Source organism: Alterinioella sp. B-7 (assembly GCF_056857775.1).
This window is the reverse complement of sequence record NZ_JBSXNT010000022.1, coordinates 24,889-49,099: the sequence shown is the minus strand read 5'-3', so window position 1 is coordinate 49,099 and position 24,211 is coordinate 24,889. Positions and strand designations below refer to the sequence as shown.

Annotated in this window: 25 protein-coding genes; 7 read left to right on the top strand and 18 right to left on the bottom strand. The window is 66.7% G+C overall.

Annotated features, from left to right (window positions below; genetic code table 11):
* The first annotated feature begins 90 nt into the window (after window positions 1-90).
* Window positions 91-1,230, top strand: coding sequence for an NnrS family protein (locus AC13C7_RS03300; RefSeq protein ID WP_482866594.1), 1,140 nt, complete (start codon window positions 91-93; stop codon window positions 1,228-1,230).
* Window positions 1,231-1,302: 72 nt separating this feature from the next.
* Here the strand turns inward: AC13C7_RS03300 and rplT are convergent, their stop codons facing one another.
* From rplT to pyk, 4 genes are all read right to left on the bottom strand, one after another.
* Window positions 1,303-1,665 (bottom strand): 50S ribosomal protein L20, encoded by a 363-nt coding sequence (gene rplT, locus AC13C7_RS03295; RefSeq protein ID WP_446119092.1) that lies wholly within the window; start codon window positions 1,663-1,665, stop codon window positions 1,303-1,305.
* A 12-nt stretch (window positions 1,666-1,677) separates the two neighbouring features.
* Window positions 1,678-1,878: a 50S ribosomal protein L35 gene (gene rpmI, locus AC13C7_RS03290; RefSeq protein WP_172320255.1), complete on the bottom strand. Its 201-nt coding sequence runs from the start codon at window positions 1,876-1,878 to the stop codon at window positions 1,678-1,680.
* 112 nt (window positions 1,879-1,990) lie between these two features.
* Window positions 1,991-2,221, bottom strand: a complete 231-nt coding sequence (locus AC13C7_RS03285) for a hypothetical protein (RefSeq protein WP_474889517.1) — start codon at window positions 2,219-2,221, stop codon at window positions 1,991-1,993.
* Window positions 2,218-3,663 (bottom strand): pyruvate kinase, encoded by a 1,446-nt coding sequence (gene pyk, locus AC13C7_RS03280; protein WP_172320257.1) that lies wholly within the window; start codon window positions 3,661-3,663, stop codon window positions 2,218-2,220. The genes AC13C7_RS03285 and pyk overlap by 4 nt, the downstream gene beginning before the upstream one ends.
* Window positions 3,664-3,783: 120 nt before the next feature.
* Between pyk and AC13C7_RS03275 the strand changes: the two genes are divergently transcribed.
* Both AC13C7_RS03275 and AC13C7_RS03270 read left to right on the top strand, forming a co-directional pair.
* Window positions 3,784-4,539, top strand: a complete 756-nt coding sequence (locus AC13C7_RS03275; protein ID WP_446169822.1) for an N-formylglutamate amidohydrolase — start codon at window positions 3,784-3,786, stop codon at window positions 4,537-4,539.
* 22 nt (window positions 4,540-4,561) lie between these two features.
* Window positions 4,562-4,879, top strand: coding sequence for a DUF1244 domain-containing protein (locus tag AC13C7_RS03270; protein ID WP_482866593.1), 318 nt, complete (start codon window positions 4,562-4,564; stop codon window positions 4,877-4,879).
* A gap of 67 nt (window positions 4,880-4,946) precedes the next feature.
* Here the strand turns inward: AC13C7_RS03270 and yaaA are convergent, their stop codons facing one another.
* The 6 genes from yaaA to AC13C7_RS03240 all read right to left on the bottom strand — a co-directional run bounded on the left by yaaA (window position 4,947) and on the right by AC13C7_RS03240 (window position 11,001).
* The gene (gene yaaA, locus AC13C7_RS03265) at window positions 4,947-5,711 is read right to left on the bottom strand and encodes a peroxide stress protein YaaA (protein ID WP_482866592.1); all 765 of its coding nucleotides are present in this window, start codon (window positions 5,709-5,711) and stop codon (window positions 4,947-4,949) included.
* Between the two features lie 13 nt (window positions 5,712-5,724).
* Window positions 5,725-6,483, bottom strand: coding sequence for a TSUP family transporter (locus tag AC13C7_RS03260; RefSeq protein ID WP_482866591.1), 759 nt, complete (start codon window positions 6,481-6,483; stop codon window positions 5,725-5,727).
* Complete coding sequence (gene recQ, locus AC13C7_RS03255; protein ID WP_482866590.1) at window positions 6,476-8,521, bottom strand: DNA helicase RecQ; 2,046 nt, start codon at window positions 8,519-8,521, stop codon at window positions 6,476-6,478. The genes AC13C7_RS03260 and recQ overlap by 8 nt, the downstream gene beginning before the upstream one ends.
* Before the next feature lie 65 nt (window positions 8,522-8,586).
* Complete coding sequence (locus tag AC13C7_RS03250; protein ID WP_482866589.1) at window positions 8,587-9,237, bottom strand: HAD family hydrolase; 651 nt, start codon at window positions 9,235-9,237, stop codon at window positions 8,587-8,589.
* Complete coding sequence (gene rsmD, locus AC13C7_RS03245; RefSeq protein ID WP_482866588.1) at window positions 9,230-9,796, bottom strand: 16S rRNA (guanine(966)-N(2))-methyltransferase RsmD; 567 nt, start codon at window positions 9,794-9,796, stop codon at window positions 9,230-9,232. The genes AC13C7_RS03250 and rsmD overlap by 8 nt, the downstream gene beginning before the upstream one ends.
* Window positions 9,793-11,001 (bottom strand): NAD(P)/FAD-dependent oxidoreductase, encoded by a 1,209-nt coding sequence (locus AC13C7_RS03240; protein WP_482866587.1) that lies wholly within the window; start codon window positions 10,999-11,001, stop codon window positions 9,793-9,795. Before AC13C7_RS03240 ends, rsmD begins: the two co-directional genes overlap by 4 nt.
* A gap of 80 nt (window positions 11,002-11,081) precedes the next feature.
* Between AC13C7_RS03240 and AC13C7_RS03235 the strand changes: the two genes are divergently transcribed.
* The gene (locus AC13C7_RS03235; RefSeq protein WP_482866586.1) at window positions 11,082-11,570 is read left to right on the top strand and encodes a redoxin family protein; all 489 of its coding nucleotides are present in this window, start codon (window positions 11,082-11,084) and stop codon (window positions 11,568-11,570) included.
* A gap of 113 nt (window positions 11,571-11,683) precedes the next feature.
* Here AC13C7_RS03235 and AC13C7_RS03230 read toward each other — a convergent pair whose 3' ends face one another.
* The 7 genes from AC13C7_RS03230 to AC13C7_RS03200 form a co-directional block, all read right to left on the bottom strand.
* A complete protein-coding gene (locus tag AC13C7_RS03230; protein WP_172320267.1) occupies window positions 11,684-12,475 on the bottom strand; it encodes a mechanosensitive ion channel family protein in 792 nt (263 codons plus the stop codon).
* 20 nt (window positions 12,476-12,495) lie between these two features.
* Entirely contained in the window at window positions 12,496-12,795 is a 300-nt protein-coding gene (locus AC13C7_RS03225; protein ID WP_172320268.1) for a 4a-hydroxytetrahydrobiopterin dehydratase, read from the bottom strand.
* Window positions 12,792-13,979, bottom strand: a complete 1,188-nt coding sequence (locus tag AC13C7_RS03220) for a GNAT family N-acetyltransferase (protein ID WP_172320269.1) — start codon at window positions 13,977-13,979, stop codon at window positions 12,792-12,794. Before AC13C7_RS03220 ends, AC13C7_RS03225 begins: the two co-directional genes overlap by 4 nt.
* Before the next feature lie 86 nt (window positions 13,980-14,065).
* Window positions 14,066-14,818 (bottom strand): glycerophosphodiester phosphodiesterase family protein, encoded by a 753-nt coding sequence (locus tag AC13C7_RS03215; RefSeq protein ID WP_482866585.1) that lies wholly within the window; start codon window positions 14,816-14,818, stop codon window positions 14,066-14,068.
* Window positions 14,815-15,276 carry a RidA family protein gene (locus tag AC13C7_RS03210; RefSeq protein WP_446119063.1) on the bottom strand — a complete coding sequence of 154 codons (462 nt, stop codon included), beginning with the start codon at window positions 15,274-15,276 and terminating at the stop codon, window positions 14,815-14,817. Before AC13C7_RS03210 ends, AC13C7_RS03215 begins: the two co-directional genes overlap by 4 nt.
* A 74-nt stretch (window positions 15,277-15,350) precedes the next feature.
* Window positions 15,351-16,661 (bottom strand): HlyD family type I secretion periplasmic adaptor subunit, encoded by a 1,311-nt coding sequence (locus AC13C7_RS03205; protein ID WP_482866584.1) that lies wholly within the window; start codon window positions 16,659-16,661, stop codon window positions 15,351-15,353.
* Window positions 16,661-18,397 carry a type I secretion system permease/ATPase gene (locus AC13C7_RS03200; RefSeq protein WP_482866583.1) on the bottom strand — a complete coding sequence of 579 codons (1,737 nt, stop codon included), beginning with the start codon at window positions 18,395-18,397 and terminating at the stop codon, window positions 16,661-16,663. Before AC13C7_RS03200 ends, AC13C7_RS03205 begins: the two co-directional genes overlap by 1 nt.
* Before the next feature lie 218 nt (window positions 18,398-18,615).
* Between AC13C7_RS03200 and AC13C7_RS03195 the strand changes: the two genes are divergently transcribed.
* The 3 genes from AC13C7_RS03195 to AC13C7_RS03185 all read left to right on the top strand — a co-directional run bounded on the left by AC13C7_RS03195 (window position 18,616) and on the right by AC13C7_RS03185 (window position 21,962).
* A complete protein-coding gene (locus AC13C7_RS03195; protein ID WP_172320274.1) occupies window positions 18,616-19,359 on the top strand; it encodes an MlaA family lipoprotein in 744 nt (247 codons plus the stop codon).
* Window positions 19,349-19,960, top strand: coding sequence for an MlaC/ttg2D family ABC transporter substrate-binding protein (locus AC13C7_RS03190; RefSeq protein ID WP_482866582.1), 612 nt, complete (start codon window positions 19,349-19,351; stop codon window positions 19,958-19,960). Before AC13C7_RS03195 ends, AC13C7_RS03190 begins: the two co-directional genes overlap by 11 nt.
* A 61-nt stretch (window positions 19,961-20,021) precedes the next feature.
* Window positions 20,022-21,962, top strand: coding sequence for an acyltransferase family protein (locus AC13C7_RS03185; RefSeq protein ID WP_482866581.1), 1,941 nt, complete (start codon window positions 20,022-20,024; stop codon window positions 21,960-21,962).
* Window positions 21,963-22,027: 65 nt separating this feature from the next.
* Here the strand turns inward: AC13C7_RS03185 and AC13C7_RS03180 are convergent, their stop codons facing one another.
* Complete coding sequence (locus AC13C7_RS03180) at window positions 22,028-24,190, bottom strand: transglycosylase domain-containing protein (protein WP_482866580.1); 2,163 nt, start codon at window positions 24,188-24,190, stop codon at window positions 22,028-22,030.
* Between the last annotated feature and the right edge of the window lie 21 nt (window positions 24,191-24,211).

Sequence of the window (24,211 nt, the reverse complement as noted above, 5' to 3'; positions counted from 1 at the left end):
AAAGCAAATCGGCCCGCACCATTTCGCCGCATTGCATCCCACAGCCCGCAGGGTTCATATCCGACCAAATCGGTCAGAAAGTCCCCGCCCATGCCGTTCTTCAGCCAAGGTTTCCGCCCCTTCTTCCTCATGGCCGCCCTTTGGGCCGCGATCTCGATGGGGATATGGATCACCTATTGGGCGGGCGGCATGGCCTTGACCGGCCCGCTCCTGCCGCTCGACTGGCATGTGCATGAGCTGGTCTTCGGCTATGGCGGCGCGGTGCTGTGCGGCTTCCTGCTGACGGCGATCCCGAACTGGACCCGGCGCCCGCCGCTTTCGGGACTGCCGCTGGCGGCGCTGGCACTGATCTGGCTGGCGGCGCGGATCGGGTTCCTGATCGGACCAGAGGAAGTCTCGCCCTCGCTGATTGCCCTCGACCTCGCCTTTCCCGCCCTCTTCAGCGCCTTCGCGGGGCGCGAGATCATCGCGGGCGGCAACAGGCGCAACCTGCCGGTTCTGGCGATTTGCGTGCTGTTCCTGATCGGCGACGCGCTCTTTCACTGGGAGACGCTGGCAGGGTCCGGATATTACGGCGGGCGGATCGGCATCGCGGTGCTTGTTGGCCTGATCTGCCTGATCGGCGGCCGCATCATCCCCGCCTTCACCCGCAACTGGCTGAAGGCGCAAGGGGCCAGCGCCCTGCCCGCCGAGATGAACGGGTTCGACAAGGCGACACTGGCCCTGACCGTCCCGGCCCTCGCGCTATGGGTGGCGCTGCCCGCCCACCCGCTGACCGGCATCGCGGGGCTTGCGCTTGGCGCGCTGCACATCCTTCGCCTTGCGCGCTGGTGCGGGTGGGCGACGCGGACCGAGCCGCTGCTCTTCACGTTGCACATCGCCTATGGCTTCGTCGGCCTCGGCTTCCTGCTGGCGGGGCTCGCTGCCTTCGGGCTGGTCCCCGCGATGTCCACGATCCACAGCTGGACGGTCGGCGCGATCGGCGCGATGACCCTGACAGTGATGAGCCGCGCGACGCTTGGCCATTCGGGCCGCCCGCTGAAAGCCGGATGGGTCGAGACCGCGTTCCTGGCCGCGCTGCCGCTGGCCGCGCTATCCCGCATCGCCTCGACCTTCCCCGCCGCGCCCCTGTGGACACTGCATTTGTCGGCAACGCTGTGGATTGTCGGTTTTGCCCTCTTCGCGCTGCGCTATGCGCCGGTCATGATCGCGCCGCGACACCCGGCCTGATTCATCCGGACAATGAAAAAGGCCGCCCTCATTGCCGGGGGCGGCCTTTCTGCAACGGGTTGCGCAATGCTTTTACGCCAGCGCGCCTTTGGCCTGGTCGACGATGGCGCCGAAGGCTTCGGGCTCATGCACGGCGAGATCGGCCAGAACCTTGCGGTCCACCTCGATCCCGGCCAGCGACAGGCCGTTGATGAAGCGCGAATAGGTCAGCGATTCGTCATGGCTGCGCACGGCGGCGTTGATGCGCTGGATCCACAGCGCGCGGAACTGGCGCTTGCGGTTCTTGCGGTCGCGGGTTGCGTATTGGTTCGCCTTGTCCACGGCTTGCGTGGCGGTGCGGAAGGTCGTGGAGCGACGGCCATAATAGCCCTTCGCGGCTTTGACGATCTTCTTGTGACGTGCGTGGGTGACAACCCCACCTTTGACTCGGGACATATCGGGGCCTCCTTAGCGTGCGTAGGGCATGAATGCCTTGACGATCTTCTCGTCAGGGGCGGACAGAACGGTCATGCCGCGGGCGTCGCGGATGAATTTGTTGCTGCGTTTGATCATGCCGTGGCGCTTGCCCGCCTGTCCGGCCTTCACACGGCCCGAGGCCGTGACCTTGAAGCGCTTCTTGGCGCTCGACTTCGTCTTCATCTTGGGCATTTCCGTCTCCATCTTGTTTGGGTCGGATCGGATGCGATTCGGCATGCCACATCGGCCGCACGCATCGGTTAGAGCGCGCTTGCTACAAGCAAACCCGCGCAGGGGCAAGACCTCAGTTGAGCAAACGCGCCGCGACCGAGATGAAGGCGTCGGGCACCTCGCGCCAGCCGTTCGGGTCGGGGATCTGCGCATAGGCATAGACAAAGACGCCCGCGGCCACGGCCAGCACCGCCAGCGCCACGACCGGAAACCGCTTATCCACCCAGGCCGCCAGCGACCCGGCGATCGCGAACCCGCAGACCAGCGTGGACACCGCCAGCAGGATATCCGCGTCGGGGATCATTCCAGGTCGGTCGAGAGGATCAGATGCTCGGCGCAAGGCGCGACGCGGATGATGTTCGTGGTGCCCTGCACGTTGAAGGGCACGCCCGCTGTCACCACGATCTGATCGGCGGAGGTCGCGAATCCGGTGCTGCGCGCGGCGCGGGCGGCGGCGATGACGGCCAGCTTGAAGCGCGAGAACTCTTCCGTCACGACGCAATTGGTGCCCCAGGTCAGGCTCATCCGGCGTGCCACATCGACCAGCGGCGTCATCACGATGATCGGCACCGTGGGCCGTTCGCGCGCGACCAGCGCCCCCGTGGTGCCCGATTGGGTGAAGCAGCAGATCGCCTTGATATCCGTGGTCTCGGCGATCTCGCGCGCCGAGGCGACGATGCCGTCGGCCACGGTCGAGCGCTTGACGCTGCGGGTGTTGACCATGATCTCGCGATAGGTGGGGTCCGCCTCGACCTCCAACGCGACATTGTGCATCGTCGTCACCGCCTCGACCGGGTAATCGCCCGCGGCACTTTCGGCGCTCAGCATGACGGCATCGGCCCCCTCGTAGATCGCGGTTGCCACGTCCGAGACCTCGGCCCGCGTCGGCACCGGGCTTTCGATCATCGATTCCAGCATCTGGGTCGCCACGATCACCGGCTTGGCGCTGGCCCGGCAGCGGCGCACCAGGCGTTTCTGGATCGGCGGCACGTTCTGGACAGGCAGTTCCACCCCCAGATCGCCGCGCGCCACCATGATGCCGTCCGAAGCCGCGAGGATCTCCTCGAACGCCTCGACGGCGGCGGGTTTCTCGATCTTCGACAGGATCGCGGCACGCCCCTTGGCCAGCGCGCGCGCCTCGGAGACATCCGCCGCACGCTGCACGAAGCTGAGCGCCAGCCAGTCGACGCCGAGGCCGCAGACAAACTCCAGATCGGCCCGGTCCTTGTCGGAAAGCGCGGCCAGCGGCAGCACGACGTCGGGTACGTTCACGCCCTTGCGGTTGGAAATCTCACCCCCCGCGATTACCGTGCAATCGGCGAAATCGGCGCCGCACCCCTGCACCTGCAACTTGATCTTTCCGTCATTGACCAGAAGGGTGGAGCCCACCTCCAGCGCCGCGAAGATCTCGGGGTGGGGCAGTTGCACGCGGGTGGCATCGCCCTCGGCCTCGTCCAGATCGAACCGGAACGACGCGCCGTCCTGCAACTCATAGGGGCCATCGGCGAACACGCCGCAGCGCAGTTTCGGCCCCTGCAGGTCGGCCAGGATACAGATCGGCTGGCCCAGATCCTGCTCGACCTTGCGAATGATCGCGTGACGGGCACGAATCTCCTCGTGGTCGCCATGGCTCATGTTGAGGCGGAACACGTTGGCCCCGGCCTCGAACAGGGCCCGGATCATCTCGTAATCGTTGGACGCGGGCCCTAGGGTTGCCACGATCTTCACATTGCGTTGGCGTTTCATGCGGACCTGCCTCTCTGGTAGGATGTTAGCGCTCACATATCAGCTGGCGCCCTTATCTCTCAAATCCCATTACAGGACAACTGGTCCTTGGGCGCAACCTGGCGTATGTGACATTCTGCGATGAGAGACGAGCCCCGGACAACCCAACCCTATGAGATCGACGGCGCCGACCGCCCGGCCCGCTGGCTGGTCACCTGCGACCATGCGACCAACCTCGTGCCGGATTGCGTGAACGGCGGCGACCTTGGGCTGCCTGAGGCCGATATGACCCGCCACATCGCCTATGATGTCGGGGCCGAGGGGCTGTCGCGCCACCTGGCCCGCGATCTCGACGCGCCGCTGATCCTGTCGCGCTTTTCCCGGCTGGTCATCGACCCGAACCGGGGCGAGCATGACCCGACCGTTCTGATGCGGCTCTATGACGGCTCGATCATCCCGGCCAACCGAAATGCGGATGCCGCGGAAACCGAGCGCCGCCTCGCCGCCTTCCACCGCCCCTATCACGACGCGCTGGCGGGGCTTGCGGCGCAGCGTGACGACCGGGTGATCCTGTCGGTCCACAGCTTCACGCCGCAATTCAAGGGGCGCGAGATGCGGCCCTGGCATGTCGGCGTGCTCTATGCCGAAGATAACCGCCTGGCCCTGCCGCTGCTGGAGCGGCTGCGCGCCGAGGCAGGGATATTCGTGGGCGATAACGAGCCCTATTCCGGCCACTTGCCCGGCGACACGCTGGACCGCCACGGCGTGCAGACGGGCCGTCCGCATGTGCTGATCGAGCTGCGCAACGACCTGATCACAACGCCTGACCAACAGCGGCAATGGGCGCACCGGCTGGCCCCCATCCTTGACGGCGCGCTGGCCGACGCACAGGTTTGAGAGGCAGAAGGAGACACATGCCATGGACGACCAGACCCGCACCGAGATCGAAGCCGCCGCCTTTCGCCGCCTGCAGAAACACCTGATGCAGGACCGCCCGGATGTGCAGAATATCGACATGATGAACCGGGCCGGGTTCTGCCGCAACTGCCTGGCCCGCTGGTATCAGGAGGCCGCCGCCGAGCGCGGCATCGAGATGGACAAGGAAGAGGCGCGCGAGACCTTCTACGGAATGCCGATGTCTGACTGGAAGGCGAAGTATCAGACCGATGCCAGCCCCGAAAAGGTGGAAGCGTTCAACAAGGCCTTCGAGGAGAATGTGGGCGACCAGAACCGGTAAATGAGGCTATATTCCCGGTCGACCGGGAACGGTCACGCGTTGTCGATATCGCGTCCCCGCCCCGATCTCAGGCCGCGCTCGCGGGCCGCAGAAACGCCGGTTTCCCCTCATCGCTCAACCCCGGCGCGTATTCATATCCGCCGGTATCGAACTCCAGGATACCCTCGGGATCGGTCAGCCGCCGCGTGATGATGAAGCGCGCCATCGCGCCGCGGGCCTTCTTGGCGAAGAAGCTGACAATCTTCGGCCCGCCCGGTTTTTCTTCCAGGAATTGCGGCGTGATCACGCGCGGTTTCAGCGCCTTGCGGTTGGCGGCGGTGAAATACTCGACCGAGGCGCAGTTGATCAGCGTGTCCGTGCCAAGCCGCTCGGCCTGCACATTCAGCGCCTTGGTGATCTGGTCGCCCCAATAGTCATAGAGCGACTCGCCCCGCCGCGTCTTGAGCCGGCTGCCCATCTCCAGCCGGTATTCCTGCATCGCATCCATCGGTCGCAGCAGACCGTAGAGCCCCGACAGGATGCGCAGATGATCCTGCGCAAAGGCCAGTTCCTCGGGGTCGAGCGAGGCCGCCTCCAGCCCCTGATAGGTATCGCCCGCGAAGGCCAGCACCGCCGGGCGCTTGTCCGCGCCTTTCGCGAAGCGCTGGAACCTCTCGCGGTTCAGCTTGGCCAGGTCGGGGCTGATATCCATCAACTCCTGCAGCTTCTTGCCGCTCAGCTGCCTGGCCGTGGTGGCCAGCCGGTTGGCATCGGCCTGGAACATCGGCTCGGTCATCTCGACATCGCGCGCGGCCCAATCCAGCCGCTTGGCCGGTGAAATCACGATCAGCATTCAGCCTTCCCCTTCAAATCCAGTCCCACATCAGGCGCAGCGCCATTGCCGTGGTCATCACCACCAGAAGCGGCTTGATCAACCGCGCGCCGATCCGCGCGGCCAGCCGCGCGCCCACCTGTGCGCCCGCGAATTGCGCCGCCCCCATCAGCAAGCCAACACCCCACCAGGGGGAGGCCACGAAGGCGAAGGCCAGCAACCCGCCGCAATTCGACGCGAGGTTGAGCAGTTTGGTATGCGCCGTCGCCCGCAACACGCCGTAGCCCGCCAGCATCACGAAGCCAAGCATGTAGAACGATCCCGCGCCGGGGCCAAGCAATCCGTCATAGAACCCGATGGCAGGCGCCAGCGTCAGCATGAAGAGGCGCGGCGAGATGCGCTCGGCCCGGTCCAGGTCATCCAGCCCCGGTTTCAGCGCGAAGAAAAGCGCGATGGCGATCAGCAGGACGGGCAGTGCCGCGCGCAACAGGTCCGTGGGCAACACGCTGACCGCGAGCGCGCCCAGGACCGAGGCCGCGAAGGCCATCGCCGCGGGTGCCAGTTGGCGGCGCGGATTGACCAGCCCGGCCCGCGCATAGCTGATCGCCGCCGAGGCCGAGCCGAACAGCCCCTGGATCTTGTTCGTCGCCAACGCGGTCACCGGATCGGCGCCCGCCAGCAGCAGCACCGGCACCCCGATCAGCCCGCCACCGCCCGCAATCGAGTCGATGAACCCCGCGACGAAGCCCGCCGCGACAAGCAGCGCCAGCACCTCCCATCCAAGGTCAAGCATCGTGCAGGATATCGAGGAAGGCGGGGCCGAAACGGTCCGCCTTCTGCGCGCCCATGCCCGAAATGCGGGCCAGATCCTCCAGCGATCCGGGCCGCCGCTCGGCGATCTGGCGCAGCGTCGCATGGGTGCAGGAGAGGTATTTCTCGGTTCCCATCTCGCCGCGCGACAGCTCCACCTGCGCCTCCATCAGCCGGTCGAACACCGGCCCCGCCGCGCGGCCCGCCAGCTTGCGCCGTGCAGGGTGGTCGGGGGCGGGCGCGTCGCCGGTGATCACCTCCAGAAAGGCCGCGCCGTAGCGTTCCAGCTTGACCGCGCCGACACCACTGACGCGCGCCATCGCGTCCATGCTCTCGGGCCGGGTCTCGGCCATCTCGATCAGGGTCTTGTCGGTGAAGATCACATAGGCCGGCACCCCCGCCGCCTCGGCCAGCCCGCGCCGCTTGGCCTTGAGCGCGGAGAGAAGCGGCGCGTCCTCCTCACTGACCAGCATCTTGATCGCGGGGCGGCGCGGCGCCTTGGCGATGGTGTCGCGGCGCAGGGTGATGCCTGCCTCGCCGCGCAGGATGGGGCGCGCGGCCTCGGTCATCCGCAGCGCGCCGAAACGGTCGGGATCGGGGCGCACGAGGTCATGCGCGGCCATCTGGCGAAACACGGCCTGCCAGCCGCGCTTGTCGAACTCGGTGCCGACGCCGAAGGTGGGCAGATCGTCATGGCCGCGCTGGCGGATCTTGTCGGTCACATTGCCCAGAAGGATGTCGATCAGGTGCCCCGCGCCAAAATATTCTCCCGTGCGCAGGATCGCACTCAACGCCTTTTGCACCGCGACGCCCGCGTCGAAGGTGTCCGGCGGGGTGGCGCAGAGGTCGCAATTGCCGCAATTCCCGGCCTCCTCGCCAAAATAGCCAAGCAAGCCCTTGCGGCGGCACTCCAGCGCCTCGGCCAGCCCAAGCAGTGCGTTCAGCCGCGCGTGATCGGCGGATTTGCGGTCCGGCGGGGCCAGCCCCTCGTCGATCTGGGACCGGCGCAGGCGGATATCGTCGGGACCATAGAGCGTCAGGGTATCGGCAGGCGCGCCATCGCGCCCGGCGCGGCCGATCTCCTGGTAATAGGCCTCGATCGACTTGGGCAGGTCGGCATGGGCCACCCATCTTATGTCGGGCTTGTCCACCCCCATGCCGAAGGCCACCGTGGCGACGACGATCAGCCCGTCCTCCACGGCAAAGCGGCTCTCGACGATGCGGCGGTCCTCGGCCTCCATGCCGCCGTGATAGAAACAGGCGTTATGCCCCGCCTCGCGCAGGCCCTGCGCCAGCGTCTCGGTCTTGGCCCGCGTGCCGCAATAGACGATGCCCGACTGCCCCTTGCGGGCGGCGGCGAAAGCCAGGATCTGCTGGCGCGGCTGGTTCTTGACCTCGAAAGCGAGGGACAGGTTGGGCCGATCGAACCCGCGCAGAAAGCTGGCGGGGGGCTGGCCATCAAAGAGGCGCTCGACAATCTCGACCTGCGTTTCTGCATCCGCCGTCGCGGTGAAGGCCGCCAGCGGCACGTCGAGCGCGCGGCGCAACGCCCCGATGCGCAGATAATCCGGACGGAAATCATGGCCCCACTGGCTGACGCAATGCGCCTCATCGACCGCGATGAGGCTCACACCCGCCCGCTTGAGCATCCGTTCCGTGCCGCCCGAGGCCAGGCGCTCCGGCGCCATGTAAAGCAGCTTGAGGCTTCCCTCCTCCAGCCCGCGCCAGACGGCGTCGGTCTCCTCTTCCGTGTTGCCCGAGGTCAACGCCCCCGCCGCAACCCCTGCCTCACGCAGGGCGCGCACCTGGTCGCGCATCAGCGCAATCAGCGGCGAGATCACCACCGTGACGCCCTCTCGGCACAGCGCGGGCAGTTGGAAGCACAGCGATTTCCCGCCCCCCGTCGGCATGATCGCCAGCACGTTTTCGCCCGCGATCACGGCCTCCACGATCTCCTCCTGGCCGGGGCGGAAGCGGTCGAATCCGAAGACGGTCGAAAGAAGGGCGGAAGGATCCGACATGGGGCCTGTATCTGCGGTTTTTCTGGTTGCGCGGACGGTCGCATATCGGGCCGAAAGGGGCAAGCTCAGGCCCGTGTCAGGTGCAGCATTTCCGGCAGATCCGTCATTGACGTGAAGACCTCCGCCCCAAGCCCCGCCAACGCGACGCCATCGCCCTCGGGTGCGTAAGCCAGGCAGCGCATTCCAGCGGCAATCGCGGCGCGCACGCCGGTCGGGCTGTCCTCGATCACGACGCAGGTTTCGGGCGGGACATCGCCCGCCGCGGTCAGGAACAATCGTGGGTCGGGCTTGGCCACGCCAAGCGTATGGGCCGAGAACACCGCGCCCTGAAACCGATGCCAAAGACCCGTCTGGCCAAGCGTGATCTGCATCTTTTCTTCGCTGCCATTGGACGCGACGCAATAAGGCACGCGGGCCGCGTCCAGCAGGTCGAGCACCTCCGGCACGCCCTTTGTCACCAGCGTCCCGTCACGCAGGGCGGCGTAAATCTCGGCATAGATGCCCGCCACCCAATCCGGCCCCAGGTCGGCCCCCGCCGCGCGCGCCACCTCGGCATTACCGGCCATCGTGCCGCCAACGAACATCGCGTGCGCGTCTGCCTCCGTCAGCGCCAGGCCGTGCCGCGCCAGGTTGGCGACCAGAACCCGCACCGCGATCACCTCGCTATCGACCAGCACGCCGTCGCAATCGAAGATCACCAGCGCCGGCCTACCCATCCGACAGCCCCGCGATCGTGATCACCGTGTCGCCATAGCGGCGCTGGTCCAGCAAGTCGCACCCTTCAGGCACGATCGGCGGGCCGTTTTCTTCCCAGACGATCAACGCATCGGGCGCGATCCAGCCCCCCGCCAGCGCCGAGGCCAGCGCCTTTTCCCCCAGGCCCTTGCCATAGGGCGGGTCGAGGAAGATCAGGTCGAAGGCCGGTTGCTGCGCCTCGCCCAACCGGGTTGCATCGCGGCGGAAAACCTTGGACACGCCTTGCGCCTGACACAGCCCGATATTCTCGCGCAAGAGCGCCCGCGCGGCCATGCCGTCATCGACGAAACAGGCAAAACCTGCGCCACGCGACAGCGCCTCCAGCCCCAACGCGCCGGTGCCTGCGAAAAGATCCAGCACCCGCGCGCCCGTTACCGGATCGCCGTAGCCGCCATTCAGAAGCAGGTTGAAAAGGCTCTCGCGCACCCGGTCGCTGGTCGGCCTCAGATGCGCCCTGGCATCGCCCTTGCCGACCGAGGCCAGCGCCTTGCCCCGGTTGCGGCCCGCGATGATCCTCACGGCCGCAGCAGCGCCTTGAGCTCGGTCTCCGGGTCCGCCACGACCTCTGCCGCGGGGCTTTTCCCGGCCTCCAGCAGCCGCTTGCCCACCATGTAGGCGCGCGGATCGTTCATCGCGTCGACCGCCAGCAGCGTGTCGCCCGCGTAATACCAATGCGACACTGTCTGGCCCTCACCGGGCCGGACCACGACGCGATCATAGCCTGTGTTCAGCCCGGCAATCTGCAATTTCACATCATACTGATCGGACCAGAACCACGGGTGGGGCGCATAATCCTTCCCTGCCCCCAACATGTTGCTGGCCACGCATTCCGCCTGATCAATCGCGTTCTGCACCGATTCCAGCCGGATCCGGTTGCCCTTGTAAATCAGCGAGGCGCAATCGCCCGCGGCCCAGATCGACGGGTCGGAGGTGCGCCCCTGCGCATCGGTGCGGATACCGTTCTCAACTACCAAGCCTGCCTCCTCCGCCAGCTCCGTCGCGGGCGCGATGCCGACGCCGACGATGACCATGTCGAGCGCCAGCTTGGTGCCGTCCGACAGCACCGCGCCGGTGACGTGATCCTCACCCACCAGCCGGTCCAGACCGACGCCCTCGCGGATATCGACGCCGTGGGCGCGGTGCAGGTCGCGGAAATAGGCCGAGGTTTCGGGGCAGGCCACGCGTTGCAGGATACGCTCGGCCATCTCGACCAGGGTGACCGTCATGCCCATCTTGGCGCAGACCGAGGCCGCCTCCAGCCCGATATAGCCACCGCCGACGATCAGCACGCGCTTGCCCGTCGCGACACCGGGCGCCATCGCATCGACATCCGCCAGCCCGCGCACTACATGAACACCCTTCAGCCCGCCGCCGATCGCATCGGGCAGACGGCGCGGGACCGACCCCGTGGTCAAGGCCAACTGATCATAGGGGATCTTGCGGTCGCCCACGGTCACGGTCTTGGCCAGGGCGTCGATGGATTTGGCGGCACTGCTCAGCAGAAGCTCGATATTGTTGTCGGCGTAATAGGCCGTGGGGCGCAGGAAGAGCCGCTCAAGCTCCATCTCGCCGGTCAGGTATTTCTTCGACAGCGGCGGGCGCTGATAGGGCGGGCTGGCTTCCTCGCCGATCAGCGTAATCTTCCCCTCGAACCCTTCGCTGCGCAGTTTCGCGACCAGCGACGATCCGGCCTGCCCGGCCCCGATAACCACAATATGAGACATAGCTTTCCCCGACCCCGTGCCTATGATGGCTTCAGCCCTAAGTTGATGACCATATGCACCATTTCCCGAAAGGATAAAACATGACAGTTGCCAAAGGCTCCACCCTGCCCGACGCCACCCTGATGCGCATGGGCGCGGACGGCCCGGAAGAGGTCGCGCTCGGGCCGCTTGTGAAGGGCCGCAAGGTTGTCATCTTTGGCCTGCCCGGCGCCTATACCGGCGTCTGTTCCACCGCGCATGTTCCCAGTTTCATGCGCGCGCAGGCGGCCCTTGCCGCCAAGGGCGTCGAGGAGGTGATCTGCGTCTCGGTCAACGACCCCTTCGTGATGAAGGCCTGGGGCGAGGCGACGGGGGCGGCGGATGCGGGCATCACCATGCTGGCCGATCCCGGCGCGGGCTTCATCAAGGCGCTCGGCCTCGACTTCACCGCCCCGCCTGCTGGCCTCTATGACCGGTCGCAACGGTTTTCCATGCTGGTGGAAGACGGCGAGGTGACAGTGCTGAACATCGAGGACGGCCCCGGCGTCTGCGACCGCTCGGGCGGCGAGGCGCTGGCCGAACAGATGTGAGTTAAGTCTTGAACGAAAATGGCACCAGAACAGGTGCCATTTTCTTGTCGTTACCGCAATACCCGACCAATTGAGGGTCCGGCATTGGAACCTACAACGAGGCTGTTTCGCCCCTACGCCTCGACGTTGATCTGGGTCTGGGTCGGGAACGGAATGTCGATGCCGCCCGCGTCGAAGGCCTCTTTCACGGCGCGGGTAAGGTCGAACTTGAGGCCCCAGTAATCGCTGGCATCGCACCACACGCGCACGGTGAAATCGACCGAGCTGTCGCCGAGATTCGAGACCTTGACGAAGGGCTCCGGCTCCTGATGGGCGCGCGGGTCGGCGGTGATGCAGGACAGGATCGCGGTTTCGGCCTGTTTCAGGTCGGTGTCATAGGACACGCCGAAAACCAGGTCGCAACGGCGTTTGTCGTAATGCGAATAGTTGGTGATCGCGGACGAGAAGATATCGCCATTTGGCACGATGATCTTGACGTTGTCGGGCGTCGTCATCTCGGTATTGAACAGCGTGATCTCATCGACCGTGCCGCTTTCGCCGCCCGCGCTGATGTAGTCGCCCGCCTTGAAGGGCCGCAGCGCCACCAGCAGCACCCCGGCGGCGAGGTTCGACAGCGAGCCTTGCAGCGCCAGCCCGATGGCGAGGCCCGCGGCACCGATGATCGCGGCCAGCGAGGTTGTCTGGATGCCGAACCGGCCCAGGATGAAGACAACCGCCAGCGCCAGGATCGCGTAGCGCGCGACCGAGCCCAGGAAATGCGCCAGCGTCCGGTCAAAGCGCGCGTTGCGCTCCGACAGCTTGACGATGCGCGTGCGCACCCACCCGCTGAACCACAGCGCCACGATGGCGATGACAAGGGCCGTGATCGCGTTGATCGCCAGCGCGATGAAGAACTCCTGATCCATGGGTCGCGTCTCCTGTTGGCCTATTTTTCGGCCAGCGCGTCCATCTTGCGCGCCAGCTTTACGTCGCGGGCGCTTAACCCGTCCACGTCATGGCTGGCAAGGGTGACGTCCACATGTTTGTAGATATTGGACCATTCGGGATGGTGGTTCCACTTCTCGGACCAGATCGCCGCGCGGGTCATCCAGCCGAACGCATCGACGAAATTGCGGAAGGTGAACCGCTTGGTGATGGCATCGCGCCCGTCGACCATATCCCATCCGTTTTGCAGCAGCGGGGCCAGATCCTCCTTGCGCTCCTCGTCGCTCAACTTGTCGCTCATTCCTGTTCCTCCACATCCGGTTTGCGAAACGGCCCGTAGGAGGTGAGCACCTCGATCTCGTCCTCCATCGCGTCGCGTTCCGCCTCAAGGTAATTCGCCACCGCCTCCGAGAAGCCGGGATCGGCCAGCCAGTGCAGCGAATGGGTGGCCACCGGCAGATAGCCGCGCGCCAGCTTGTGATCGCCCTGCGCACCGGCCTCGACACGGGACAGACCGCACGCGATGGCGGCGTCGATGGCCTGATAATAGCACAGCTCGAAATGCAGGCAGGGGTGATGCTCGATGCAGCCCCAGTAGCGGCCGAAAAGCGCGTCGCGCCCGATGAAGTTGAGCGCGCCCGCGATCGGATGCCCGTCGCGCAACGCCAGCACCAGAAGCACATCGTCGCGCATCGTCTCCTGAACGATGTCGAAGAATCTGCGCGTCAGGTAAGGCTGCCCCCATTTGCGCGCGCCGGTATCCTGGTAGAAGGTCCAGAACGCATCCCAGTGCTCTGGCCGCAGGTCATCGCCGGTCAGGTTGACGATCTCGCCTCCGAACGCCTGCGCCTGCCGCCTCTCGCGCCGGATCGCCTTGCGCTTGCGCGAGGCGAGGCTGGCCAGGAACCCGTCGAAATCGGCATAGCCCCGGTTCATCCAGTGAAACTGCTGCGTGATGCGATGCAGGAGGCCCATCTGCGCGCCGCGCTCGGCCTCTTCCTCGGTGCAGAAGGTGACATGAACCGAAGAGAGCCCGCCATTCTCCGCCACCTGCACAGCGCCCTGAACCAGCCCCGCACGGCCCGCATCCTCCCATCCCGGACGGGTCAGGAACCGGCGCCCGGTGGCAGGAGTGAAGGGGACCGCGACTTGCAGCTTGGGGTAATATTGCCCGCCCGCGCGCTCGAACGCATGGGCCCAGTTGTGGTCGAAGATGTATTCGCCCTGGCTGTGCCCCTTGGCGTAAAGCGGGGCCGCGGCAATGACCTCGCCCCCCGCCCGCACCAGCAGGTAATGCGGCTGCCAGCCGGTGCCGGGTCCGACGGAACCGGATTGCTCCAGCGCGAAGAGAAACCGATAGGTGGTAAACGGGTCGGTCGGAGGGCCATCCGCCGCCTCGGGGCAGGCGCAGGCATCCCAATCGACCGGGTCGATATCGGCCAGGCTGGCATGGGCCGTCACCTCAAGTTGTGTTTCGCCATCCATCTCGGCTGCGGTCCTGTGCAAGGGCTGGTCAGGAAACAGATGGGGCGGATCGCGGCAGGATCAATGCGCAGCGATCGCACGGCGCGTCAGGGGCGAAAGCCCTCGAAGGTGATGTTATCGGCCTTGCCGCGCACGTCATCCGCTTCCTCGGGCGAGGTCACGGTCCAGCATAGGACCGGCACGCCGCGCCCGCGCAGCTCCTGCACCGCCTGATCGTCCAGGTCGTCCTTGTCATGGCTGATGAAGCTGGCCCCGACCCGGTCGAAATCGGCAATCGCGCGCAGCTGCTCCAGGCGTGCCTCACCCAGGGGCGCCCAGGCCGGGTGATCGTAGCCGCCGGTGACAAGGCCACGGGTCACGTCGGGGGCGGCCTCGGCCATCGCAGCGATGGAATGGGGGTTGAAGCTCATCACCGCGACGGGGCCGGCATAATGGTCCAGCATCTCGGCCACGGCGCGTTCCAGCACGCCATCGACCTCGCCCATGACGCGGGACTGGTCCTTGATCTCGATCAGCAGCGGCACCCGCCCCTCGACGACCTGCAAGGCGGCGTGCAGCGTCGGGATCGGCCGGTCGGTGCCGCGCAGCGGGATTTGCACCAGGTCCTCGGCAGGCAAATCCGAGATTTCACCCCGCATGCCGGTCATGCGCTCAAGCTCATGGTCGTGGAACACCATCGGCACCCCGTCCGAGGACAGTTGCAGGTCGATCTCGACGCCATAGCCCGCATCGACCGCAACCTGGATCGCGCTCAGGCCGTTTTCCGGGCGTCCCGCGCCGGCATCATGCAGACCGCGATGCGCGATCGGCCGTTCGAGGAAGCGCTGGCGCAATGTCATGAGATCTGGAAAATGCCTTCGATTTCGACGGCAACGCCGAAGGGCAGCGACGCGGCGGACACGGCGGATCGGCTGTGCCGCCCGGCATCGCCCAGGGCCTCGGCCAGGAAATCCGAGGCGCCATTGATGACGGCGGGCTGTTCGCCGAACTCGGGCGTCGAGTTGACGAAGCCGGTCAGCTTCACGACCCGTTGCAACCGGTCCAGGTCGCCGTCGCAGGCGGCCTTGACCTGCGCCAGCAGGCTGATCGCGCAGGTCCGCGCGGCCTGCGCGCCCTCGTTGGTTTCCATATCGGCCCCGAGCTTGCCGGTGATGAACCCGTCCGGCCCCATCGAGACCTGGCCCGAGACATAGAGCATGTCGCCCACCCGTACCGAGGGCACGTAATTGGCGGCGGGCGCGGGGGCGTCGGGCAGGGTCACACCCATATCGGCGAGACGGGATTCAAACTGGCTCATTTCTCAGACACCTCGGCTGCGTTGCGAAAGTTGCGGCCACGTTACCCCGCGGGCCCGGTGCTGAAAAGCGCCGATCAGCTTTCCCGGAAGGCGCGGTTGAAATAATCCGTCAGCGGGCGCAGCAGATAGGCCATCGGGGTGCGGTCCTGGGTGCGGATATAGGCCTCGACCGGCATACCGGGCAGCAGGGTCTCACCCTCCAGCCGGTCGATCTCGCCGTCGCTCAAGACGATCTCGACCTCGAAATAGCTGACGCCGGTGGTCTCGTCGGTGAAGGCATCGGCCGAAACCTGGCTGACACGGCCCGCCAGTTCCGGCGTGGTGCGGGCGTCGAAGACCGGAAAGCGCAGCACGACGGTCTGGCCGACATAGACCTCATCGACATTGGTCGGGCTGATGCGCGCCGAGATCACCAGCGGGCGGTCCTGCGGCACCAGGAACAGCACCGGTTCGGCGGCCTGCACCACCGAGCGCGTGCCGAAGACGCGGAGGCCGTAGACGATGCCGCCCACGGGCGCGCGGACCTCCATCTCGGACAATTGCCGCGACAGCGCGCGCTGGCGTTCGGCCAGTTCGGCCTCCTGCACCCGGACCTCGCGCAGCTCGGCGATGGCTTCCTCGCGGCGGGTGGTCTGCAATTGCAAGATCGCCAGCTCGATCTCGGTGATCCGCCCCTCGGACTCGGCGGCGCTGGCCTCAAGCTCTCCGAGAGTGCCCAGAAGCCGCGCATTCTCGCGCCGCAGGGACAGCGCGCGGGTGGCCTCGGTGAGGCCGCGATCGACCAAGTTCTGCACGTTGACAAGTTCCTCGGTGACCAGGCCCTGCTGTTCCTCCAATGCGACACGCTGTGCGGCGATCCCGCCGATCTGCGCCCGGATCTGATCGGCGCGGCGGCCCAACTGGTCGATCTCCTGCGCCAATGTCTCACGACGCGCCTCGAAGAGGTTGCGCTGCCCCTCCAGCACCTCGCGCAGGTCGTCATTGCCCTCGGCGGCCTCCACGACATCGGCGGGGAACACCACCTCCTCCAGCCCGTCGCGTTCGGCCACAAGCCGGGCACGGCGGGCGCGCCATTCGGCATATTGCGCGTTGACCACGGCCAGGTTGGACTGGATGACCGAGCCGTCGAGGCGCAGCATGATATCGCCCTCGGCCACCAACTGCCCCTCATCGACCATCAGCGCGGCGACGACGCCCCCCTCGGGGTGTTGCACCGCCTGCCGGTTCTGGTCGACCTCGATCTGGCCCGGTGCCACGATCGCGCCCGCGATGTTCGAGAACATGGCCCAGGCCCCGAAGCCACCGACCAGCAGCAAGAGCGTCGCCATCCCCAGAAGCATCGGCCAGCGCACCGACCAGGCCTTTTGCGGCGTATCCCCTGCCATCAGCTTATCCCCCCCGGTCTTGGTCCCTCACCATTCGGGCCGGTCACCTGATCATGATTGGACAGCACCTTGCGCAGCACCTCGTCACGCGGCCCGAACGCCTTGGGCAGGCCGCCATCCAGCACCAGAAGCATGTCGCATTCGGCAATCGCGGCGGGACGGTGGGCCATGATCAGGACCGATTTGCCCTCGGCCTTCATGGTGCGGATCGCGGTGTTCAGGGCCTCGCTGCCCTCATGGTCGAGGTTCGAGTTCGGCTCATCCAGCACCAGCAGGACCGGATCGCCATAAAGCGCGCGGGCCAGGCCGACCCGCTGGATCTGCCCGCCCGAGAGCCGCCCGCCATCGGAGGACATGCGCGTGTCGTAGCCATTGACCTGTTCGCGGATCATCCGGTCGGCGGCGGCCTTGCGCGCGGCGGCGACGACGTTTTCGGGGTCCGGATCCTCGTCCAGCCGGGCGATATTTTCGGCCAGGGTGCCATCGAACAGAGTCACGCTCTGCGGCAGGTAGCCGATCAGGCGGCCCAGGATATCGGGGTCATACTGGTCCAGCGTCGCGCCATCCAGCCGCACCTGCCCCCCGGCGGGCGGCCAGACCCCGGTGAGCGCACGGGCCAGCGTGGATTTCCCCGCCCCCGATGTGCCGATCACGCCCACGGCCTGCCCCGGCAGCACCTTGAACGTCACCCCGCGCAGCGTGGCCTGTTGCGCGCCCGGCGGCACCACCGACAACTGGTTGACCTCCAACAGCGCGTTCGGGCGCGGCAGCGGCAGGCGGACAGGTTCGGGGCGCACAAAGGTCAGAAGCTCCTGCAACCTGCGCCACCCGGTGCGGGCGCGCGCGACGCTCTGCCATTGGCCGATCACCATCTCGATCGGGGCCAGCGCGCGACCCAGAAGGATCGAGCCCGCGATCATCGCGCCCGCCGACAATTCGCCGCGCAGCACCAGCCACGCCCCGAGGCCGAGCATCGCCGATTGCAGGAACAGCCGCAGCGTCTTGGTCAGGGTGGTGTAACCGCCGACCCGATCCGCCGCCTCCATGCCCTGCCCGAGGGCGCGCGCGCGCAGTTTCTGCCACCTTGACAGCGCCGCGCCCTGCATCCCGAGCGAGCGCAGAAGCTCACTGTCCGATTGCAGCCGCGTGGCCATCCGGTCGGCATGCAGCGCCGCACCCTGCGCCTCGGCCAGCGGTTGCGCCGACCGCGCCTGGTTGAGCAGCGCAATCAGAACCAGGAGCACGCCGCCCCCCATCGCCAGCCAGCCGAGCCAGGGGTGGAAGATGAAGATCGCGGCCAGGAAAACGGGCGTCCACGGCATGTCGAAGATCGCCAGGAAGATGGGCGAGGCCATCAGTTTCTGGATCGACTCCAGATCCGCCAGCCCGGTCTGCGCGCCCCCGCGGCGCGCGGCCTGCGTCAGCGCGGCCCGGAACACCCGGCTGTCCATCTGGTCCTGGAACCGCGCCCCGACGCGCGCCGCAACGCGGCCCCGCGCGTAATCCAGCAGGCCCATCATCAGGAACAGGAACGTCACCAGGAGCGACAGCGCCAACAACGTCTCCTCGGAGCCGGACCCGAGCACCCGGTCATAGACCTGCAACATGAACAGCGGGCCGGTCAGCATCAGCAGGTTGGTGAACATGCTGAAGACGAAGACCGCCCAAAGCAGCCCGGAGTTCCTGCGCCGCACCTCGCGCAGCTCCTGTGAAGGCGTCACACCGATTGACGTCATCGTCCCGCTCATTCCCCCAAGGGCGGTCTCCCGCCCCTTGTGGCGGGCCATTCCCCGCCGGTTGTTGACAGCCCTGCCACACACTATACGTGAAATGCGGGCCGGGTGGATTCGGCTCTGGCGTTGTCCCCGCATCCTACGGTGTAACGGCCTAACCCGATTAACCTACGAAAGCATTGACGGATACTCCATTGTTTCATTCCGGTCCAGTTCGACACATGAAGACGGCCCTTGCCGCGACGTTTCTGGCAGGTCTTGCGGCCTGCGGCCCCGCCACGCTGCCCGGCGAGGGTGTCATCAACGACCCCTCCGAGGTACAGAACCGCGAGGTTCATGCCTTCAACGTCGCCGTTGACCGCGCCATCGTGCGGCCCCTGTCGGTGGGGGCGGGCAATGCGGTGCCGGAACCGGTGCGCCAGGGCATCGGCAATTTCGCCGACAACCTTGATCAGCCGCGCTACGTGCTGAACAACCTGTTGCAACTGCGCATTGACGACGCGCTGGCCAACACGTTCCGCTTCGCGATCAACTCCACCGTTGGTCTCGGCGGTTTGCTGGATCCGGCCTCGGGGATCGGCCTGCACGCAGAGGCCACCGATTTCGGCGAGACGCTGCATGTCTGGGGCGCGCCCGAAGGGGCCTATGTGGTGCTGCCGGTCCTGGGCCCCTCCACCAGCCGCGACACGGTGGGCTTTGTCGTCGATCGCGCCATGAACCCGGTGCGCTTCTTCGTCGAGCCGCCCGAAAGCTATTATGCCACGGCCGCGGGCATTGGCGGCGCGCTCAACACGCGCTACCGCTTTTCCGACACCATCGACGAGCTCTACTATGAAAGCGCCGATGGCTATGCCGCCGCGCGCATCCTGTATCTGTCCAACCGCCGGTTCGAGCTGCGCGGCGAGGCGCAGGACGATTATTTCGACCCCTATACCGATACGTATGAGGATCCCTATGCTCAATAAGTTCACCCCGACCCGCCGTGCCTTCCTGGGCCTGATGGGCGGTGCCGCGGCGCTGGCCGCGATGCCCACGCAACTCATCGCGCAATCCGTGAATGCCGCGCGCGCGCTGGTCGATGCACTGCTGGTCGATCTCTATGCGCTGATCAATTCGGGCAGCTCCACGAGCCGCCTTTATGCTGATTTTGAAGCCCTTTTGAACCGCTACGCGGACATGAACGCGGTGGCGATTTCAGTTATGCGTGTTGATTGGCGGCGCGCCAGCAATGCGCAGCGCAGCGCTTTTATCACCGCCTTCCGGGGCTACATCGCCCGCAAGTATGGCAGCCGTTTCCGCGAGTTGATCGGGGGCACGTTTGAAATCACCGGCACCCGCGAGATTCGTTCCGGGGTTGAGGTCACGACAACAGCCAATCTTCGCAACGAAGCCCCATTTCAAGTTATCTGGCTCGTTTCCAACGCCTCCGGACAGAACCGTTTCTATAATCTTATCATTGAAGGCATAAATCTGAGCACCGTTGAGCATGAGGAGATCGGCGCGATGCTGGACCGCAACGGCGGCAATATCGACGCCATGATCGCCGATCTGCGCAACGCAAGCTGACCCTTCGGCCCGCGCATCCCGTCGCGGGCCATGCCCTCCCCTGTCCCGGACCCGCCCAAAGATGAGCGCCGCCCCGATCGCCTATCGTCATGAGCTCGACGGGCTGCGCGCCATCGCGGTGCTGGCGGTGCTTGGCTACCACGCGGGCTATAACGATGTCGCGGGCGGGTTCATCGGCGTCGACGTGTTCCTTGTCCTCTCGGGCTACCTGATCACGCAACAGATCATGATCGGGCTGGATGCGGGCGGGTTTGCGCCGCTGCGCTTCTGGCTGCGCCGCGCCCGCCGCCTCCTGCCCGCGATGGTGCCGGTGCTGGCCTTCGCCCTGATCGCCGCGCTGATCCTCAAGGGCGACGGGGCCTTCGCCGATTTCGCGGGTCATTTCCTGAGCGCCGGGTTCTTCTATTCCAACTACCAGTTCGCCTCCGAGGCCGGCTATTTCGCCCGCGCCAGCGATACCAACCTGCTCTTGCACACCTGGTCGCTGTCGCTGGAATGGCAGTTCTACCTGATCATGCCGCCAGTGCTGATGATCCTTCACCGGTTCGGGCGCGGCGCCACCATCCTCGGGCTCATCGCGATTTCCGCAGCATCGCTGGCCTATTCCGAGATCCTGATCCGCGCGGGCAACGCCAACTGGGCCTTCTATGCCACTCCGCCCCGATTCTGGGAATTCGCGGCGGGCGGTGTTGTCGCCCTGCTGCCCCGGCTTGCGCTTCCCTTCTCCGGCCCGCTCCTGCGCGGCGCGGGCCTCGCGCTGATCTTCTGGATGATCCTCGCCTATGCCGGCGGGCCGTTTCCGGGCCTTGGCGCGGGGCTGCCCGTCCTGGGCACGCTGATCATCCTGACCGCACCCGAATCCCCGCGCGACCCGTTGCGCCGGATGCTGTCGTGGCGCTGGATGCAATGGGTCGGGCAGCGCTCCTACGCGATCTACCTCATTCACTGGCCGCTGATGGTGGCGATCACGCCCTCCGAGATGAACCAATCCGAAGGCATCCTGACCGTCGCGATCCCGGTCTCGATCCTGCTTGGCCACCTGATCTACCGCTTTGCCGAGACGCCGGTGCGCACCGGGTCAGGGTTCCGCGAAAGCCGCGCGATCCTGCGCCATGGCACGCTCACCCTGGCCGTGATCGCGGCCATCGGCCTCGCCCTGCCAACCGCCGCGGTGCTGGCCTTGCGCGAGGCCCTGCCGCTGTCCACGACCCGCGCGACAATCACCCAGATCGACCGGGCCCGCGCGGATTACCTCGATCTGCAAGACCGGATCAGCGCGGGCGACATGCCCAATGCCCGCTATTGCAGTTTCGACGACATTGCCAGCACCGACGCAATGCTTGCCTGCCTCACCGACCCCGCGATCCCCGAGGACACCGTGCTGCTGATCGGCGACAGCCACGGGCGCGACGTGCTGGCCGCCATGCTCATGGCCTATCCGGGCCGGCACGTCACGATGCTGCATCAATCCTCCTGCGTGCCCGCCACCTATATCCGGGGCCGGTCGCTGTGCTTCGACGCGCTGGATCGGATCATCGAGACACTGGCCGAGCGCGGCGCCCTGCCGCCGGTGATCCTCGCCGCGCGCTGGTGGCAGGGCGAGCATGAAAACGTCTCGGCCACCCTGGCGACGCTGGACGCGGTCGATGCCGATACCCTCGTGATCGGCCCCGGCCCGACCTTCGCCAGCCCGATGGAGACCCACGCCACCGAGGCCGGGTTCGCGGGCACCACCCTGCGCGCCCTGGCGCCGCTCGGGCCCGAGAGTTTCGCCTTCGACATCGCCGCGACCTCCGCCGATCTGGCCGCGCGCGCGGCCTCTCACGGCGCGGAGTTCCTCGACCGCTACGCGATGGTCTGCACAGCGGGCGCTTGCCCGGTCTTCGATGGTGCCACCGGCCCGATCCTCTATTTCGACGAACAACATCTCAGCCCCGCGGGGCTGGCATGGTTCGCCGCGATGCTGGAGGACACGGAGTTGAGCGCCTTCCTCGAACGTTAGCGGGACAGGCGCTCGGTCGACCGAGCGCGAGAGCGGCCCGTCGACGGGACGTCCCCTTCCCCGTCCTAGTTGCCGCCCAACAACTGCCGCAAGAAACCGCCAAGGCCCTGGTCCGGCTCACCGGGCTCGTTGCCGGGCAGGCGGATGCCCTGCGGCTCCTCGGGCGGGCGTGCCTCGGCCACGGGGTCGATCATCGGCAGGGGGCGCGGTGGCAACCCGTCATGGACGCGCTCCATCGTCTGGCGCCAGATCTCGGCGGGCAAACCGCCGCCCGTGATGCCGGAGAGGGACCGGTTGTCGTCATATCCGATCCAGACACCGGCGACGTAATCCGCCGTGAACCCGACGAACCAGGCATCCCGCAAGGCCGACGTGGTGCCGGTCTTGCCCGCCACGGGCCGATCTTCCAGCGCCGCGCGCCGACCGGTGCCATTGGCCACGACCTGCGCCATCATGTAGGTCAGCTGCCGCGCCGCCGCCTCCGAGATCACACGCTCGCGGATACCGCCGCCCTGCCCGATCATCGGCTCGCTGTCGCCAAGCAGGCGCAGGTCGATGAGACCGTAGGGCGTCACCGCCGAGCCGCCGTTGAGGATCCCCGCATAGGCCCCCGTCATCTCGATCAGGGTGCTTTCCGACGCGCCAAGCGCCAGCGCGGGACCGGCGGCCAGGTCGCTTTCGATGCCGAATTGCGAGGCCACCGTGCGCACGAGATCGCGGCCCACGGCCTCGGACAGGCGGACGGCGGGGATGTTCAGCGAATGCTGCAACGCCGCGGTCAATGTCACCTCCCCCCGGAATCGCCGGTCGTAATTGACCGGTGAATAGGGGCCGGAGCCCGGCACGTTGATCGTCAGCGGCTCATCCATGATCATGTCGTCGAAGCGCCAGCCCAGGTCCAGCGCGGTGGCGTAGACAAAGGGCTTGAAGGCCGATCCGGTCTGCCGCATCGCCATCGTCGCGCGGTTGAAGAGGCCGGTGCCGGACTCGCGCCCGCCCACCATGGCGCGCACCGATCCATCCGCCGACATTACCACGATGGCCGCCTCCGCATCCGACCCCTCACTCGCCTGGTTGGCGAAGACCTCGGCCAGCGCGGCCTCGGCGGCCTCCTGCATGCGCGGGTCGAAGGTCGTGCGCACGATCACGTCTTCGGTCGTGTCCGTGGTCAGAAAATCGGGGCCCTGCGTCATGATCCAATCGGCGAAATAACCGCCCGCGCGCGCCTCTGCCGCGTCGGAGAGGACCGCCGGATCATTCCGCGCCGCCTCGGCCTCGGCCTCTGTCAGATAGCCCTCGGCCGCCATCAGGCCCAACACGACCGCCGCGCGATCCTGGCTGCGTTGCAGGTTGGTCGTGGGCGCAAAACGCGAGGGCGCCGTCAGCAAGCCGGCCAGCATGGCGCTTTGCTGCGGATTCGCCTCGGCCGCGGAACGGCCGAAATAGCGCTGCATCGCGGCCTCGACCCCGTAGGCGCCGGCCCCCAGATAGGCCCGGTTGAGATAGATCGTCAGGATCTCGTCCTTGGTATAGCGCAGCTCCATCGCCAGCGAGAAGGGGATCTCGGCGATCTTGCGCCACAAGGACGAGCGGCGGCAATCGGCCTCATACTCGGCCTCGGATTCCCATTCCGCCGAGTCGTACTGCACGCCCAGGCACATCAGCTTCGCGACCTGCTGCGTGATGGTGGACCCGCCATGCCCCTCCAGCGGCCCGCGCCCTTCGCTCAGGTTGATGCGGATGGCGGACGCGATACCGCGCGGGGAAATCCCCCAATGGCGATAGAACCGCCGATCCTCTGTCGCCACCACGGCATTCACCAGGTGCGGCGAGATCGAGGTCGGGTCGCCCATGCCGCCGAACTGCTCGCCGCGCCAGGCAAAGACATTGCCATCGCGATCCAGCATCGTGACGGAGCCGCGCTGTCGACCGTCGATCACCTCGCCGAGTGGGGGTAGGGTCGTGTACATATAGGCCGTGGCGACGCCCAGGATCAGCAGAACCGCCAGCGTCCCGCGCCACAGAAAGCCGAAGATCAGCCGCAAGACAAAGCGCAAGACACGCCCGAAAAAGCCCAGGATGCCGCGGCGCCGGGCGGGGGCCTTGCGCCGCGTTGTCTTGCGCCTGCGTGTTTGCGCCGGCTTGGCGGGCGTGGTGCTGTTGCGCCGATCCGCCACCAGACGCCTGCCGCCCTGGCCCCGCCGCCCGCGATTTCCCGAATTGCTCATTCTCTAAACCTGCTCGTCATT

What these genes read in the sequence shown, in the direction of transcription:
- AC13C7_RS03185 (WP_482866581.1), top strand. Translation starts at nt 20,022, where the DNA reads ATGAGCGCCGCCCCGATCGCCTATCGTCATGAGCTCGACGGGCTGCGC.
- AC13C7_RS03215 (WP_482866585.1), bottom strand. Translation starts at nt 14,818, where the DNA reads ATGACATTGCGCCAGCGCTTCCTCGAACGGCCGATCGCGCATCGCGGT.
- AC13C7_RS03195 (WP_172320274.1), top strand. Translation starts at nt 18,616, where the DNA reads ATGAAGACGGCCCTTGCCGCGACGTTTCTGGCAGGTCTTGCGGCCTGC.
- AC13C7_RS03230 (WP_172320267.1), bottom strand. Translation starts at nt 12,475, where the DNA reads ATGGATCAGGAGTTCTTCATCGCGCTGGCGATCAACGCGATCACGGCC.
- AC13C7_RS03225 (WP_172320268.1), bottom strand. Translation starts at nt 12,795, where the DNA reads ATGAGCGACAAGTTGAGCGACGAGGAGCGCAAGGAGGATCTGGCCCCG.
- yaaA (WP_482866592.1), bottom strand. Translation starts at nt 5,711, where the DNA reads ATGCTGATCGTGATTTCACCGGCCAAGCGGCTGGATTGGGCCGCGCGC.
- AC13C7_RS03205 (WP_482866584.1), bottom strand. Translation starts at nt 16,661, where the DNA reads ATGGCAGGGGATACGCCGCAAAAGGCCTGGTCGGTGCGCTGGCCGATG.
- recQ (WP_482866590.1), bottom strand. Translation starts at nt 8,521, where the DNA reads ATGTCGGATCCTTCCGCCCTTCTTTCGACCGTCTTCGGATTCGACCGC.
- AC13C7_RS03285 (WP_474889517.1), bottom strand. Translation starts at nt 2,221, where the DNA reads ATGATCCCCGACGCGGATATCCTGCTGGCGGTGTCCACGCTGGTCTGC.
- AC13C7_RS03210 (WP_446119063.1), bottom strand. Translation starts at nt 15,276, where the DNA reads ATGAGCCAGTTTGAATCCCGTCTCGCCGATATGGGTGTGACCCTGCCC.
- AC13C7_RS03190 (WP_482866582.1), top strand. Translation starts at nt 19,349, where the DNA reads ATGCTCAATAAGTTCACCCCGACCCGCCGTGCCTTCCTGGGCCTGATG.
- AC13C7_RS03180 (WP_482866580.1), bottom strand. Translation starts at nt 24,190, where the DNA reads ATGAGCAATTCGGGAAATCGCGGGCGGCGGGGCCAGGGCGGCAGGCGT.
- AC13C7_RS03240 (WP_482866587.1), bottom strand. Translation starts at nt 11,001, where the DNA reads ATGTCTCATATTGTGGTTATCGGGGCCGGGCAGGCCGGATCGTCGCTG.
- AC13C7_RS03300 (WP_482866594.1), top strand. Translation starts at nt 91, where the DNA reads ATGCCGTTCTTCAGCCAAGGTTTCCGCCCCTTCTTCCTCATGGCCGCC.
- AC13C7_RS03235 (WP_482866586.1), top strand. Translation starts at nt 11,082, where the DNA reads ATGACAGTTGCCAAAGGCTCCACCCTGCCCGACGCCACCCTGATGCGC.
- AC13C7_RS03275 (WP_446169822.1), top strand. Translation starts at nt 3,784, where the DNA reads ATGAGAGACGAGCCCCGGACAACCCAACCCTATGAGATCGACGGCGCC.
- pyk (WP_172320257.1), bottom strand. Translation starts at nt 3,663, where the DNA reads ATGAAACGCCAACGCAATGTGAAGATCGTGGCAACCCTAGGGCCCGCG.
- rplT (WP_446119092.1), bottom strand. Translation starts at nt 1,665, where the DNA reads ATGTCCCGAGTCAAAGGTGGGGTTGTCACCCACGCACGTCACAAGAAG.
- rpmI (WP_172320255.1), bottom strand. Translation starts at nt 1,878, where the DNA reads ATGCCCAAGATGAAGACGAAGTCGAGCGCCAAGAAGCGCTTCAAGGTC.
- AC13C7_RS03250 (WP_482866589.1), bottom strand. Translation starts at nt 9,237, where the DNA reads ATGGGTAGGCCGGCGCTGGTGATCTTCGATTGCGACGGCGTGCTGGTC.
- AC13C7_RS03270 (WP_482866593.1), top strand. Translation starts at nt 4,562, where the DNA reads ATGGACGACCAGACCCGCACCGAGATCGAAGCCGCCGCCTTTCGCCGC.
- AC13C7_RS03200 (WP_482866583.1), bottom strand. Translation starts at nt 18,397, where the DNA reads ATGACGTCAATCGGTGTGACGCCTTCACAGGAGCTGCGCGAGGTGCGG.
- AC13C7_RS03220 (WP_172320269.1), bottom strand. Translation starts at nt 13,979, where the DNA reads ATGGATGGCGAAACACAACTTGAGGTGACGGCCCATGCCAGCCTGGCC.
- AC13C7_RS03260 (WP_482866591.1), bottom strand. Translation starts at nt 6,483, where the DNA reads ATGCTTGACCTTGGATGGGAGGTGCTGGCGCTGCTTGTCGCGGCGGGC.